Annotated in this window: 13 protein-coding genes; 12 read left to right on the top strand and 1 reads right to left on the bottom strand. The window is 32.3% G+C overall.

Annotated features, from left to right (window positions below):
- From H3T96_RS13835 to H3T96_RS13810, 6 genes are read left to right on the top strand one after another with little or no spacing between them, the layout of a single operon-like run.
- Complete coding sequence (locus tag H3T96_RS13835) at positions 1–807, top strand: MBL fold metallo-hydrolase (protein WP_144093383.1); 807 nt, start codon at positions 1–3, stop codon at positions 805–807.
- On the top strand, positions 804–2,093 hold the full coding sequence (locus H3T96_RS13830; RefSeq protein ID WP_144093381.1) for a F390 synthetase-related protein: 1,290 nt from the start codon (positions 804–806) through the stop codon (positions 2,091–2,093). The genes H3T96_RS13835 and H3T96_RS13830 overlap by 4 nt, the downstream gene beginning before the upstream one ends.
- Positions 2,090–2,698, top strand: a complete 609-nt coding sequence (locus tag H3T96_RS13825) for a phosphatase PAP2 family protein (RefSeq protein WP_144093379.1) — start codon at positions 2,090–2,092, stop codon at positions 2,696–2,698. The genes H3T96_RS13830 and H3T96_RS13825 overlap by 4 nt, the downstream gene beginning before the upstream one ends.
- Before the next feature lie 11 nt (positions 2,699–2,709).
- Positions 2,710–3,816 (top strand): sterol desaturase family protein, encoded by a 1,107-nt coding sequence (locus tag H3T96_RS13820; RefSeq protein ID WP_144093377.1) that lies wholly within the window; start codon positions 2,710–2,712, stop codon positions 3,814–3,816.
- Positions 3,806–4,912, top strand: coding sequence for a fatty acid desaturase (locus H3T96_RS13815; protein ID WP_144093375.1), 1,107 nt, complete (start codon positions 3,806–3,808; stop codon positions 4,910–4,912). Before H3T96_RS13820 ends, H3T96_RS13815 begins: the two co-directional genes overlap by 11 nt.
- 26 nt (positions 4,913–4,938) lie before the next feature.
- Entirely contained in the window at positions 4,939–6,027 is a 1,089-nt protein-coding gene (locus H3T96_RS13810; protein ID WP_144093373.1) for an acyl-CoA desaturase, read from the top strand.
- A gap of 1,104 nt (positions 6,028–7,131) precedes the next feature.
- On the opposite strand, the gene H3T96_RS13805 is transcribed toward H3T96_RS13810, so the two are convergent.
- Positions 7,132–9,060 (bottom strand): BglG family transcription antiterminator, encoded by a 1,929-nt coding sequence (locus tag H3T96_RS13805; protein WP_186279293.1) that lies wholly within the window; start codon positions 9,058–9,060, stop codon positions 7,132–7,134.
- A 170-nt stretch (positions 9,061–9,230) separates the two neighbouring features.
- Here H3T96_RS13805 and H3T96_RS13800 point away from each other — a divergent pair, with 170 nt between their 5' ends.
- From H3T96_RS13800 to H3T96_RS13775, 6 genes are all read left to right on the top strand, one after another.
- Positions 9,231–9,692, top strand: coding sequence for a PTS sugar transporter subunit IIA (locus tag H3T96_RS13800; protein WP_144093369.1), 462 nt, complete (start codon positions 9,231–9,233; stop codon positions 9,690–9,692).
- Positions 9,689–10,006, top strand: coding sequence for a PTS fructose transporter subunit IIB (locus tag H3T96_RS13795; protein ID WP_065602893.1), 318 nt, complete (start codon positions 9,689–9,691; stop codon positions 10,004–10,006). Before H3T96_RS13800 ends, H3T96_RS13795 begins: the two co-directional genes overlap by 4 nt.
- 19 nt (positions 10,007–10,025) lie before the next feature.
- Positions 10,026–11,123, top strand: a complete 1,098-nt coding sequence (locus H3T96_RS13790; RefSeq protein ID WP_144093367.1) for a PTS fructose transporter subunit IIC — start codon at positions 10,026–10,028, stop codon at positions 11,121–11,123.
- Between the two features lie 26 nt (positions 11,124–11,149).
- Positions 11,150–13,846, top strand: coding sequence for a mannosylglycerate hydrolase (gene mngB, locus H3T96_RS13785; protein WP_144093365.1), 2,697 nt, complete (start codon positions 11,150–11,152; stop codon positions 13,844–13,846).
- A 127-nt stretch (positions 13,847–13,973) separates the two neighbouring features.
- Positions 13,974–14,834 carry a fructokinase ScrK gene (gene scrK, locus H3T96_RS13780; RefSeq protein WP_086336129.1) on the top strand — a complete coding sequence of 287 codons (861 nt, stop codon included), beginning with the start codon at positions 13,974–13,976 and terminating at the stop codon, positions 14,832–14,834.
- A gap of 194 nt (positions 14,835–15,028) precedes the next feature.
- Complete coding sequence (locus tag H3T96_RS13775; RefSeq protein WP_144093363.1) at positions 15,029–15,154, top strand: carbohydrate porin; 126 nt, start codon at positions 15,029–15,031, stop codon at positions 15,152–15,154.
- Positions 15,155–15,268: the final 114 nt, after the last annotated feature.

The raw sequence follows: 15,268 nt of genomic DNA, 5'->3' as shown, positions 1-15,268 counted from the left end.
ATGGCAAAAATTATACCTTTTAAAGCTGGATATTGTATCCATATTGCTTGCATGGCAGTGCGGGGAGCAGGGTTTAATGTCTGTCAATTCCCTGCACGAGCTTGGCTCATTGAGGTAGATGGCTATCGTTGGCTTTGGGACACCGGCTATGCAGATTATTTTAAACAATATACCCAAAAAGGCATATTTAAGTTGTATCAAAAAACAACCCCAGTTTATCTTAATCAGGGAGAATCGCTTAAAGAACAATTTAATGTATTGGGAATCGATCTGGCTAGTATACAGCACGTTATTATCTCACATTTCCATGGTGATCATATTGCGGGATTAAGAGATTTTAATCATAGTCGATTTATTTGTTCTCAACACGGCTGGCAAACAGTTAAACCATTACGTGGTTTTTTTGCTCTTAAACAAGGTTTTGTACCTTGCCTGATTCCTACTGATTTTGAACAACGGGTAAGTTTTATTGAACAGTTTGAACGTTGTACGCTCGCACCGGAATTATCACCTTTTACATATGGTTATATTTTACCTAATAGCAAAAAACAGGTAATTTTAGTTCCCTTACCGGGACATGCCGCCGGTCATATTGGCGCATTCATTCTGACCGATAATGGTTGGACGTTACTAGCAAGTGACGCAGCATGGGTGAAAGCAAATTATAAAGAACTAAAAAAACCATCACGACTAGCTAATTTAATTATGGCAGATTCTCAAGCTTATTATTTAACCCTTAATCAGCTTCATCAACTCTCTTATCATCCTGATGTTACCATTTATTTAAGCCATGAGGGGGAAGAATGAGGTTACTAAAAATACTGTGGTATTATTGGCGCACCAAACATCTAACATTTAAAAATCGCGCTACACTTCAAACCTATCAACTAAAACAATTACAAAAATTTAAACAACGCGTTTTAACTCGAAGTCCCTATTTCAGCCAATTTATCCAACAACCATTCGAAACCTGGCCATTAATGAATAAAAAAATAATGATGGAAAATTTCGATCAAATGAATACCGAACATCTTACCTGCCATTCCTTATTGGCATTGGCTCAACAATGTGAACAACAACGTGACTTTAGTGCCAAAATGGGAAAATTTAGCGTCGGCTTATCATCAGGCACATCTGGGCAACGAGGTCTTTTTGTTGTGAGTCCGAAAGAGCAACAAATGTGGGCAGGTGTCATATTAGCAAAAATGTTGCCACGCGGATTACTAACCAAGGAACGAGTAGCCTTATTTTTAAGAGCGGACAATCACCTTTATCATAGTGCAAACAGCCATCGACTAACATTTCGCTTTTATGGTCTTTATGATAATTTTCAACAGCAACTCGAATCGCTAAATGACTATCAACCAACGATTATTGTAGCGCCAGCACAAGTACTACGAGCCCTTGCCTTAGAAAAACTTGATAACAAATTAAAAGTGAATCCCATTTTAGTCATATCCGCAGCTGAAGTACTAGAAGAACAAGATAAAGCGTTAATCAAACAAGCCTTTCAGCAAGTAGGTGAAGTCTATCAAGCGACAGAAGGATTTCTGGCTGCCACTTGTCCAATGGGTACACTTCATTTGAATGAAGAATTTCTCTATATTGAACCACAATGGATAGATGAAGATCGCTTTATACCAATTATTACTGATTTTACTCGCGAAACGCAGCCTATCGTGCGTTATCAGTTAGATGACATTTTGGTACGACGGTCAACACCTTGCCCTTGTGGCCTACAAGGAATGGCGATCACACATATTGAAGGTCGGTGTGATGATCAGTTACTCCTGACCGATCAACGAGCAAAACCATTAACCATTTTTGCCGATTATTGTAGTCGAATAATAGCCAATCATTTACCGTTAACTTGTGACTATCGTTTAATTCAACATACAAAACATCATGTTGAGTTAATCGGATGCTGCTCACCAGCACATTTAAGTCAATGCCAACAGGCATTAACGGCTCATTTTATACAACAAGGTGCTAATGTTGATGAATTAGTATGGACATTGACGGCAGTCGATACGTTACCGAAACAATTTGCCCAGAAAAGACGGCGGATCATTCGTGAACGAGGTAGCCAATGAAACCCTTCTTCAAGCGATTAGCCTATTTAATCATTGGCTGGGGCATGGTGGGAGTCTGCTACCACAGCTCCGCTACACTACAACGCGAACCATATTTACTGCCGGTTTCTTTCATTGACCAATGGATAACATTCACTCCTCATGCTGTTTGGTTTTATCTTTCGTTTTTCCTGATCGTACCTATCTGTTTTTACGTCGCACCTTATAAGCATGTACGTTGGATGTCGATCTGTTTTATGGTCAGTAGTTTTTTAGCTGCATTGTGTTATCTTATTTTTCCAACCACAATGGTTTTCCCGATCGATCAGGGTACTTCGGTCAGTTCTTGGTTACTAAGCAAACTGATTGATATTGATGTACCCGTTAATTGTTTTCCCTCACTACATATCGATCTAACATTACTGGCTATTTGGGGGACTTTAGATAAGCATCATCCCATACGTAATACTGTATTAGTTTTATGGGGAATCATGATTGCCTTATCCATTATTCAACTTCGGCGACATCTCTTTATTGATTTTGTCGGGGGTATAGTTCTAGCTCTCACTGTTGGGTGGAGTGTGCGTTTTGTATTTAGTCGTTTGGTCAATCAATCTTTAGAATAGTGATAATAATTATGATGGAATTAATTTTACCCCTAATAATCATGTTAATCATGATTATGGCTGAAGCTTTTATTTTACAATTCATTAAAAAATTAACAATTAACTGGACTGATATTGTTTTCAATCTCAACTCTGGGCTTTTAATGCTCTGGTTATTCCGCGGGCTTGAGTTAGTTTGTTATCATTTCATGTATACACATTTTAGTTTCAATTTATTTGTGCATGTTCCTATTATAATAACGTGGCTATTTACCATACTCGCGTGGGATTTTGGCTTTTATTGGGAACATCGATTACACCACAAAATCCCCATGTTATGGGCAATTCATATGGTCCATCATCAAGGTGAACACTTTAATTTATCGTTAGCTATCCGTAACTCTTGGTATTCATCACTAACATCAATCCCATTTTTTGCATTACTAGCTATCGCCGGCGTTCCAACCTCGATTTTTATTGCGGTATCCATTTTCCATTACTCTATCCAATTCTTTAATCATAATGCAATCACACCTAAATTAGGGATATTAGAACGGATTTTAGTAACGCCAACGCATCATAAAGTTCATCATCTTAAAGACCAGTATTATGCTAACAGTAACTTTTCTGGTTCATTCATCATGTGGGATAAGCTCTTTGGTACCTTTGAAACCACTCCCAAAGACAAATCAATTAACTACGGTAGTCAAGGTCTTATCTCCCAAAACCCTTTTTGGGCTAGCATGTTACCTTTTATGCGCTTATTGAAGATTCCATTTACGCCTACTCAAGGCTATTATCGTTTGCCAACTATTTTATTGGTCAGTGGTTGTTTATTTCTATTCAGCCTAGCGATTTGTTATGTGTATGATTATGGCTATGGTTATCAAGATCCTAATGTCACCCAATACTTATTATTTAGTTGTTTAGTTTTAGCCAGTATCGCATTAGGAGGCATTGCTGAAGGAAAACACTGGGCAATCATCGGTTGGTTTATATTGTGCTGGTTTATCCCCCTATTTTTTATTATTTTCCTGCAATGGTCAGCTTTATATTGGTTACTATTTATGGGAATGATAGCATTACATGGTTCTATTACTCTCATTATGTGGCTGAAAGGGAAATATCATGTCAACTAAGCCACCACCCAAACTAGACTATTCTAATTATGCCGAGACAGCCTTTTATCAAAGGCTGATGAGTGAACCCGAGGCTTATTTAACCCCAAAAGGCGATCATTATTATGCCAATAACACATTAATTTGCAAAAATTTATTATTGCTAGTGCTTTGTGGTTTGTGCTACTTGTTAAGTTTACAACAAGTAACAATAAAACTATTTGCACTTTATTATTTTGGTTTTGTTATGTTAACAATGCTAGCTAATATTCATTCCCAACATGATGCCTATCATAACATGCATTTTCGAACGCCATTAGCTAACCGCATTTTTGGGCGTTTAGTTACTTTGCCTTTAGGCGTTGATCCTCATTATTGGCGAGTCAGGCATGCCGATTATCATCACATCTGTCCTAATAATATGGAAAACTATGATCTAGATATGGAAGAAAATGGCGTCTTTCGCCAAACCCCTTTTCAAAAATGTTATCCTCATATGCGTTACCAAACTCATTACTGGCCGTTCATTGCTGGCTTACCATTGCCATATATTGCTTGGGTATTTGATTGGTCTGATCAGTTACGAAAAACATCGCTAGCAGCAGATAACAAAACGTTAACGGATATCAAAGGTTGGGGATTATTTTTAGCAAGCAAAATTTTGCATTTCACAATTGCTTTAATTGTACCCATGCATATCCTCGCGAGCATGGGAATAAGTTGGTATTTGGTGCTATTAGTTTATCTAATAACGCCAATGCTCTCCTCTTTATTTGTTGTCTGTTTATTATTAGGCACACATTGGGTTGACCCGGTCTTCTATACGGCGCCTAAGAATAATCAAATCGAACATGGAGGGTATCATCAACAATTTACTCCATGTTGTGATTGGTATTCCTTCCTCAAGATATTGAACGAATTATTAAGTGGACTTAATTTACATTTGACTCATCACTTGTTTCCGGGTTGGAATCACCGTCATTACTCGGCTTTAATGTTGATTGTTGAACGGTTTGCAAAAGAATATCAATTGTCTTATCGGCGATTAAGCTATCCTAAACTGCTCACTTCACAACTGAAATTTATTAGTAAAATGGCTCAAAAACCGGAATTATGATTTTTCATATAAAAGAGAAGCAAAAAATGCGACAGCCTCAACCAATACTACATTTTACCACTGAACAAGATGCATTATTACGCAATGCATTAAACGCCGCTGCTAAAAATTATTTATGTTCCACCAATGAACATCGTTATGCAGATACGGGAATGTTTGTAAAATTAGGCTTACTTTCTGCTTTGTGCTTACTCTTTTACTTTATGGCACTTTGTCAGCAATCGGCATGTATATTCTTTTTATGTTATTTTCTATTTATTACACTTGCTTTATTATTAGCGATAAATGTTGTTCATGATGCATCACATAATGTCTTTTTTAAATCAAGTAAAGCAAATGTTTGGCTTAATCGCATTATAACCATCCCCTTAGGTATTGATCCTGAATGCTGGCGTATTCGTCATGTTATCCAACACCACCCGTTTACCAATATAGAATATTACGATCTTGATATAGAATATAATGGTGTACTTAGGCAAACACCTTTTCAAGTTCATCATTGGTTTATGCGTTATCAGCAATACTACTGGCCATTGGTGGCTGGAATGACCTTCCCTACTATTATTTGGTGTTTCGATTGGCAGGATCGATTAGGTTTAAAATTTGATAAAAACAAATTTACTCATAACGGCATCATTGGTTGGGCAGCCTTTTTAATTATCAAATTTTTACACATAATTTTAGCTATCGTTCTACCTTATTTTATCGGTTCTGAATTTAGTATCTGGTTTATTTTACTCACCTACTGCTTAAGTCAGTTTTTTGCCTCACTGATTTTTGTTATCCTCATCTTAGGAACTCACTGGGCAAAAGCAACCTTTTATCAAGCACCTGACAATGGAACGATGTCACATGGACTAATCCAACATGTATTTAATACAACTCTAAATTGGCGTCTTAAATCGCCGACTATGGAATACTGGTTAGGCGGACTGAATTTACACTTAACTCATCATATCTTTCCTGGTTTTAGCCATCGCCATTACCAACATTTAACCAAGATAATTCAACAAATCACCGATCAATATCAAATTGATTATCACGAAATTACTCTTTTAGAACTATTCAAACAACAACAGCTTTTTTTAAAACAGATGGGGAAACATGGTGATTGATAGGTTTAATTTATTTGATTACTAAGATGGTAATTTAAAATTAAAGCTTTTTTAATATGCTTTTTATCTAGCTTGTTTAGAGGTTATTAGTAGTAATAATCAAGAACGGATTATATTCAGTTTTCTATTTTAGAAAAAATCCGTCCATATCTGAAAGCTGTAGTTATATCTCTTATAGTAGATTGAAACTCAGTAAGCAAAAACATTTAGATCTCATGATTGATTAGGTATTAGTGATTATGCAAAGTTCGTAGAACCATGATGTTTTTGTTTATGAGAATAAGTAATTCCTATTATTAATATATTGAATTGATTGATATCACAATCCTTGATTCCTAAAGCAACTTTCAAATTAATTTTCAGTAATGAATTTTAATTTGGCAATTAATCTATAATTCTGAATTTCAGACATAGTTTGGATAATATAATCCCATTCTTTAAGTCAATGTTAAACTAAAAAGAGAAAAGTTTTAGCTGAACATAAATATCTAAATATCAAGTTATTATGCTTAAGGATATAAACTTAGATACATTCCCTCACCTAAAATCCCTCAATCCAGTTCCTTCAATATTTTAAGTGGTATCTTCGATTCCGCGTCCGGGCACCAATTCCAAAAAAGACACCAGCTTAAAGCTGGTTTTTTTATGTCTAAAGCCTTTTCCAAACTACCTTTCAAGGAATTTTCTTTGTCCACTGACGTCAACTGAGATTACCCCATATCAAGTGCAAAATCGGATACAAACCCGGATATAAATATCTTATTGATTCATGATAAATTATTTTATAACAATAGGTTAAAATTTATTATCTATACCGTATACGGGAATAGATAAAATAAAGTATCTCTTAATATAGAAAACTTCTTTTAAAAATCAGGGATCTTTTCAGCTTGTTTTGCAAGGCTATTAAAAATTGCATCACTGATATGTAAAGGGTGATGGTTTGGTAATTGAGATTTGATCTGTGAAATAACACTAGGATGAGCGATTTAAACTCAATAAACATTCCTCTGGCCAGATTTTCATCTAGTCCAACGTGTTTACCCATCGTAATAAAATGTTGATGGTTACAATAAAGTCCATTTACAATGAATTATAATTAACCTATAAAATACTTAGTAAATTTTTAAATTCATGGAATGTATAAGCTTTTAATAATTGTTTTGTCATGGCTTTATCATCAATTAAATTTAATATTAGATCATATAAATTATTTGTAATTTCATTATCAGTTTTCGATATTGCAAGTAAAAATATAAAATTACATTTTTTATCTTTCTCCCATTGTATCCCATTCGGAAATATAGCAACTGATACTCTTGATCTGTTTGCAATCATTGTCATAGAATGAGGTATAGCAATGACATCATTAATCAATGTTGTCTGTAAGCTCTCTCTTTCTAACACACTAGACACAAAATCCTCTGAGACAATATTTTGTTTTTCTAGATCAACTGTCATTTTTACTAATAAGTCTTTTTTAGATAATTTATCAGTGTCAAAGTAATAAAAATTTTCAGGATTAAAAAGTTGCATAACGTTATTATTAATTTGATCATCGGTTAGATAATATTTTAAATCATCAATTGCTTTATCTATATTTGACATATCAATGTAAACAGTGGGAGTATTTTCTTGAGTAAATGGAAGTGTGGTAATTGTTAGATCTATGTCACTTATATTTGATAATTGAAATTCAGCATAGGAGTATGTTTTTTTTATATTAAATTTATTTGGGAATTTTTTATTTATTTTTGATTCTATAATTTTACTCATCGCAAAGCCACCACCACAGACGATAATCACATTAAGCTGTTGAGTTTTTGCTTTATGTCTTTCAATAGCGCCAGCTATGTGTAGTGCTATATATCCGACTTCATCTTCAGAAAAAAAGATATTGTATTTTTTACCAATTACGCCTAGATGGGTTAAACTTAAACTATAGGCAAATGGGAAAGAATTTATTATTGTACTGAGTATTGGATTTTTTCTTTCTTTATCTATTGAACTAATTTTAATAAAATTCTCAATATGGTTAACTAAATCTTCAAATAAGATCTTATCTTTAGTCCAATTAAGATTAGATGTCTCATATATTGATGTTAATAATTCATCAACGATGATCGACGATTCAGATGGGTGATTTTTAGGGTTTTTGATTAATCTAGGTACATTAATGGATAAAGTTAGAATAAAATAGTTGATTTCATTAATGGGTAATGTGATTGAGAATGAGTTTTCTATTTCTTTAAGAAATAAATATATTGCATCTAATGCATGATCCATTAACTTTGGAACTTCAATGGATATTTCATTAATTGTTAATCCTTCTTTTACTCTAGCTATTGCCAATGCAATAGTCGATATTATATTTTTATGATAAAAATCAGAGTCTAATAATTGTAGAGAATATAAGTGTTTTGATTCTAATGTTTTTAATAAATCTAAATCAATATTTGTCAAAAACAACTTTTCTAAGTCCGTGAATCCAACCAAATAAGATTGTAAATCGTTAATCAAAAATAAATCTAATATAGCTTTTCGTTTATCGTATTCTGTGCCAATAACTTTAAATCCAGTATTTGTATTATTAATTAGTTTTAAATTATAGTTTGATAATGTTTTACGTATATTTTTCAAGTACATATATAATGTATTTTTACTTATACATAAATGTTCCATTAATTCATAAACAGAATAATATTTTAGTTCATTCAATAATAAAGCGAATAAATAATTCTGACGTTCTTTTAAAGAGCCTAATAAACTATAGCCTTCAGTTTTATTAAAATTACCCCACCAGTCGATGATTTTTTTTTCATCTTCACAATCTAAGATATAACCTTTTTGTCTTATTAATTTTATTTTGGCATTTTTATTAATTAAATAATCATTTAGGTTAGAAATATCTGTGCGAATAGTTCGTTCAGACACATTAATTGTGGACGCAATATCTTTAATTAATATGGGCTCTTTTTTAAGTAAAAAAAAATCAAATAAATCATCTAACCGTTGGTACGAAAATTTACTCATAGTAATAAGAGACCTCATTTAAAAAATCACTATCAATATGATATTACTTCTAGAAAAAAAGATAGTACATTAATTTTCCAAAATAAAATGAAAATGTATGGATATGCTTTTTTATAACATCTCTTATTATATTAATTAATACATTTTATTTAATTAAAGGTACTAAAGTAATGAATCTTTCAGAAAATAATATTTTTTTGAATTTAAACGTAGAAAGTAGAGATGAGTTATTTGATTTTTTATCAAGTAATGCTTTTAAGCATAATTACGTCAATGATATTAAAAAAACTATGGAAGCATTTATCGATAGAGAAAAAGAATCATCGACAGGATTGATTGATGGGTTTGCAATTCCTCATGCAAAAGATGACGCTGTTATTACTCCAACTGTATTTTTTGCAAAATTAGCTAAACCGATAGAATGGGAAACATTTGATGAGAGTAATGTTCAATATATTTTTGCTTTATTCGTGCCTAAAAATGAGGCTGGCACTACCCATATTAGGATGATAAGTAAACTAGCTACTGCTTTAATGGAAGATGCTTTTAAAAACGAAATAAAAGCTTCAACAGATATAAATAAAATCATATCACTAATCAATCAGGAAATGACAAGAGAGGTATTAGTATGAAAATTGTTGGTATTTCAGCCTGCCCAGCAGGACTAGCACACACACCTATGGCTGCTAAAGCATTAGAGAATGCAGGTAAAAAATTAGGTTATGATGTAAAAATTGAGCAACAAGGATCTTTAGGGCAAGTTAATAAAATTTCACAAGCTGAAGTTGATGAAGCTGATTTTGTTTTATTAGCAACAGATCAAAAAGTAATAGATATGGATAGATTTAAAGATAAGCCTCAATTAAAAGTTAATATTGCCACTTGTATTAAGGCTCCTGAAGCAGTTTTAAAAAAATGTGTGAATATCATAGAAAGTAGAAAATAACTAAATAAGAGAAATTAATATGAAAAAAATAATGTTTGAGTTGAAAGGGCATTTGATGAGTGGCATTAGTTTTGTTCTACCATTAATTATCGGATCTTCTTTAGTAATTGCTATTCCCAAAATGATAGCATTATCTATGGGTATTACTAGTCTAGATATTTTTAAAGATAGTTCTGGTTTTGAGCACTCTCTTTATTTGATAGAACAAGTGGGTTGGGTAGGTATAGCATTAATAAATACAGTATTAGCTGGTTTTATTGCATATTCTATTGGTGATAAGGCTGCAATTGGCGCTGGATTTATTGGTGGAGCTGTTGCTAGTTCAACTAATGCTGGATTTTTAGGTGCGGTGATTGCAGGATTTTTAGCTGGCTATTTAGTTAAATGGGCAAAAAATAAAATTCATCTACCAGCATCATTTTCAGGCGTAATGCCACTGGTTATTCTACCTTTAATTGCTACTTTATCTGTAGCTATCATTATGGGAGCTGTTTTATCTGAACCACTAGCTTTGATTAACACAGGATTAGTTAATTGGATCAGAAGTATGATAGCGAATGATGTCAGCCAATTATTATTAGCTATTATTCTTGGGGGAATGATCGCTTCTGATTTAGGTGGCCCAATTAATAAAGCTGCATGGATGGCAGGAAATGTGTTATTAATTGAACAGATTTATATGCCAGCAATCATGGTTAATATTGCTATTTGTGCTGTTCCTATGGGATATGCTTTTGCAACGTTATTCCATAAGAAAAAATTTAATGATGAATTATTAGATGCAGGTCGGAATAATTTTGTGATGGGATTTATTGGTATTACCGAAGGTGCAATACCATTTACTTTAGTACAGCCATTAAAGTTAGTACCAATTAATATTATTGGTGGTGCTATAGCATCAGGTTTAGGTGTTTTATTAGGGATGTTTGACAAGATGCCTCCTGTTGGCGGTGTTTATGGTTTCTTTACTGTTGGAAATGGCTGGGCATATTTAGTAGGTCTATTTGTTGGTGCTGCTTTCATCGGTTTTTTTGCGCCATTGTTTGTTAACTTTAAAAGAGATGATGAGCAAGAATTAATAGATATTGATGATATTGAGATCAGCATTGAAAATTAAACTTAATTTAAATTAAATAGGCCAAGATAATGAAAAAAGTACATGTAGTTCCGCATACTCATTGGGATAGAGAGTGGTATTTCACAACTAGTCGCTCTAAAGTATATTTGATGCATGATTTTAAAAGAGTCATTGAATTATTAGAAGATGAAAATGGATATGATTCATTTTTATTAGATGGTCAAGCATCTCTTTTAGATGATTATCTCAAATGGAGACCGCAAGATAAACATAGAATAGAATCACTAGTAAAAAAAGGTAAGTTAATTATAGGTCCTTGGTATACTCAAACAGATCAGTTAGTGATATCTGGTGAAAGTATTATCAGAAATATGCAATATGGTATAAGAATTTGTAGTGAATTTGGTGGATATATGCCAGTTGGTTATGTTCCAGATTCATTTGGTCAATCGTCAAGCATGCCTCAAATTTACTTAGAATTCGGCATTAAAGATACAATGTTTTGGCGCGGAGTTAGTGATGATGAAGTCAAAAAAACAGAATATAGATGGAAAGGAGAAGATGGTTCAATTGTAAATGTATTCCAAATTCCTAGCGGTTATTACATTGGCGGAGCTATTCCTGAGGATTCGCAAGAACTAGCAACTTATTTGAAACAAGATCCTTTTAGAAAAACATGGGCAAGAAGTTCAACTAATCATGTTTTTTTCCCTAATGGATTTGATCAAGCTCCACCAAGAGAAAATCTATTAGAATTAATAGGTAGAATGAATGAATTATATAAAGATGAGTTTGAATTAGAAATATCTACTATAGAAAACTATATAAATGCTATAAAAAATGAAAACCCGGACTTAGAAGAAATTAGTGGTGAGTTAATTAATGGAAAATTAATGAGAATTCATAAAACTATTTTTTCTTCGAGATCAGATTTAAAACAGTTAAATACACAAACTCAAAACTATCTTGTTAATATAATGGAACCTATTTTAAGTATTTCTATGTCATTAGGTTTCGAATATCCAGTAGAAACAGTTCGTGAAATATGGAAATTGATGTTTGAAAATGCTGCGCATGATTCGATAGGTTCGTGTGTATCTGATTCTGCTAATGAAGATATCTATATGCGCTACAAACAAATTAGGGATATTTCGGAGAACTTGATAGAGCTTACAATGAGAAATATATCGATGAGAATTGATAATTTTTCTGGTAAAGAAATCACTCTAACTGTATTTAATACTTTTAATAAATCTAGAAGTGGAATTATTGAAGCAGATGTTTATTTACCACAAGAAGATTTTAGAATATTAGATCAGCAAGGTATGGAGATTCCCTATACAATTTTAGAATTAGTAGATCAGACACAATATGTTCTTAATCAAGGAAATATTCTTAACCCAAGTAAAAAAATATACATTCCAAAGAAAGTATATAAAGCAAAAATTGCGTTAGAATCATCTAATCTATCTGGCTTAGGTTATAACCAACTAACGCTAGATTTGAATGGCAGTACACATAAAAAAATCAAACAAAAATCTACTAATGTAATTGAAAATACTTACTATACAATTACTGTTAATAAGAATGGTTCTTTAGACATTTTAGATAAAAAATCAAATGTAACCTATAAAAATCAAGCTATTATAGAAGATAATGGTGATGATGGGGATTCCTTTAATTATTCACCTCCGGTTAACGATTTAGTTGTTTATTCTACAGATTTTTCACCTACGATAACGATAAAAGAATCAGATATCGTTAGTATGGTTTGTATAGATTTTGAAATGTTAGTACCTAAAAATCTACAAGAAAGATCACAAAGAAAATGTACAACTTTATTACCAATCACATTAAATTTAACCATTAAAAAAGATTCTCCTGTAATTGATTTTTCATTACAAGTAGATAATACATTAGTTGATAGCCATCGAGTATGTGTATCTTTTGATACAAGTATTGCATCTAAATTTTCAACGGCAGATCATCAATTTGGTGTAATAAAAAGACCGGTTCTATTTGAAAAAGAAATGAGCTTATGGGAGCAAAATAAAAACTCTTGGAGTGAGCAACCTATAGCAATCGAAACTTGCCAAACTTTTGTAACTTTATCTGATGAAAATAAAGGGGTTGCAGTCGTACCCAAAGGGGTTCGAGAATATGAAATCATTGGCGATGATTACAGTATTATCCGATTAACTATATTTAGAACATATGGTTTTATGGGAAAAGAGAATTTAATGTACAGACCAGGACGAGCTTCTGGTGAAACAACTATTAAAACTCCTGATGCCCAGTGTCATAAATATATGACATATTCGTTTTCGGTTTTTTATTATTCTGAATCATTTAACTCTTCAAATGTTGCGGAGTTAGCAAAACAAATATTATCACCAGTTCAAGTTTACCAAATAGCAGATTTTTTAAACTCAAGATTAATATTTACATTATCAGATGTAAATAAAACACTTCCTGTTACTTTTAGTATGATGGAAACCAGCGGAGATTTAATTTTAAGTGTTATAAAGAAAGCTGAAGAGAGACCGGGTTATATTTTAAGATTTTATAATGGTAAATATAAACAGATTAGTCATTCAACAATTAAGTTTAAGCATAAAATTAAACTAGCTGAAAAAGTTAATCTTCAAGAACATTGCTTAGATAATATAGATATATTTAATAATAGTATCGATATTAAAGGTATTGAGCACGCTAAGTTTGTTACGATTTATATCGAATTTGAAAATGAATTAACTAATTAATAAAGCGAATAAAATTTAGCCAACACGGATGATGTTGGCTAAATTATTTATAGATATATTATCTAAAATAATATGAATCATAATAAGTTTATTTATGATATTGAATTTATTTTGAAGAGGTTCAAAAATGAATTTATTTGGTAGTATTGAGGCTGGTGGAACGAAATTCCTCTGTGCAGTAGGAAATGAGAAAAATGAGATAATTACGAGTGAAGTTATCCCAACCACAACATATGAACAAACAATTAAACAAGTTAATCACTTTTTCAGTGTGAATAGAGTTTCATCAATTGCAATCGGCAGTTTCGGTCCTATTGATAATAATAAGAATAGTGATAAATACGGATATATTTTAAACACACCTAAACAAGGATGGTCTAATGTTGATTTAGTTTCTCCTATTCAAAAAGAATTAGATATTCCTGTATTTTTTACAACAGATGTTAATTCAAGTGCTTACGGAGAAATGTATTTAAATTCATGTGATAATTTGATTTATTACACAATAGGGACGGGAGTTGGGGGTAGTGTTATTCAAAATGGCCAATTTATAGGTGGCGTAGGGCACCTAGAAATGGGACATCAAATGGTAAAAAAACATCTGTTAGATCAGGACTTTAATGGAGTTTGCCCATTTCACCATGATTGCTTAGAGGGATTGGCATCAGGGCCAAGTATTGAAGCTAGAATAGGTATTAAGGGTGAAAATATAACGAGTGATTCATATGTATGGGATGTGCAAGCCTTTTATATAGCTCAAGCAATTTTCAATGCAACATTAATAATACGACCTAAAATGATTATTCTTGGTGGCGGTGTAATGTATCAAGATCATATGTTAGGTAGAGTTAAAGCACACTTTAAACTGCTCATGAATAATTATATTACAATTGAAAATTTGGATGAATATATAAAAACACCATCTATAGAAAATAATTGTAGTGCAACAATTGGTAATTTTTTACTGGCCAAAAAATTACTTTCTTAAATCAACATTATTTTTTAAATGTACACACATTATATTTAATCGTAATTTAAAAAAATTGTAGTTTATTTATGTAATTACATAATACTTTAATCGGAGATCGAGTAATGGAATATTCTAAACTTTTTGTCGCTTTATGCTGTTTATCCAGTTTTCCTGCGTTTGCACAAATTGAGTGACAAACTAGCCAAGGTGATTTGAAATTATATGGTGATGTCGAATTCAATATCGATGCATCAAGCAAAAAACATAGTTCAACTTCATTAAAAACAACGGCAGATAGTAATGCTAATCGTGATAAACGTTGGGACATTAATGGTTGATCCTCGCCAAAATATTAGACAGTGCCCATCTCTATCATTTTTTCATTTTGGTAATATTGTTGTTCATATTGTTCAGGTGATACCCAGCCATTGGCTGAATGACGGCGTATCCGA

The organism is Gilliamella sp. W8136 (assembly GCF_016101285.1).
GTDB lineage: Bacteria > Pseudomonadota > Gammaproteobacteria > Enterobacterales > Orbaceae > Gilliamella > Gilliamella apicola_N.
This window is presented reverse-complemented; position numbering and strand designations above follow the sequence as displayed.

Coding starts and splice junctions, on each gene's coding strand:
- scrK (WP_086336129.1), top strand. CDS start 13,974: ATGAATTTATTTGGTAGTATTGAGGCTGGTGGAACGAAATTCCTCTGT.
- H3T96_RS13810 (WP_144093373.1), top strand. CDS start 4,939: ATGCGACAGCCTCAACCAATACTACATTTTACCACTGAACAAGATGCA.
- H3T96_RS13800 (WP_144093369.1), top strand. CDS start 9,231: ATGAATCTTTCAGAAAATAATATTTTTTTGAATTTAAACGTAGAAAGT.
- H3T96_RS13835 (WP_144093383.1), top strand. CDS start 1: ATGGCAAAAATTATACCTTTTAAAGCTGGATATTGTATCCATATTGCT.
- H3T96_RS13830 (WP_144093381.1), top strand. CDS start 804: ATGAGGTTACTAAAAATACTGTGGTATTATTGGCGCACCAAACATCTA.
- H3T96_RS13815 (WP_144093375.1), top strand. CDS start 3,806: ATGTCAACTAAGCCACCACCCAAACTAGACTATTCTAATTATGCCGAG.
- H3T96_RS13825 (WP_144093379.1), top strand. CDS start 2,090: ATGAAACCCTTCTTCAAGCGATTAGCCTATTTAATCATTGGCTGGGGC.
- H3T96_RS13795 (WP_065602893.1), top strand. CDS start 9,689: ATGAAAATTGTTGGTATTTCAGCCTGCCCAGCAGGACTAGCACACACA.
- H3T96_RS13820 (WP_144093377.1), top strand. CDS start 2,710: ATGATGGAATTAATTTTACCCCTAATAATCATGTTAATCATGATTATG.
- H3T96_RS13805 (WP_186279293.1), bottom strand. CDS start 9,060: ATGAGTAAATTTTCGTACCAACGGTTAGATGATTTATTTGATTTTTTT.
- H3T96_RS13790 (WP_144093367.1), top strand. CDS start 10,026: ATGAAAAAAATAATGTTTGAGTTGAAAGGGCATTTGATGAGTGGCATT.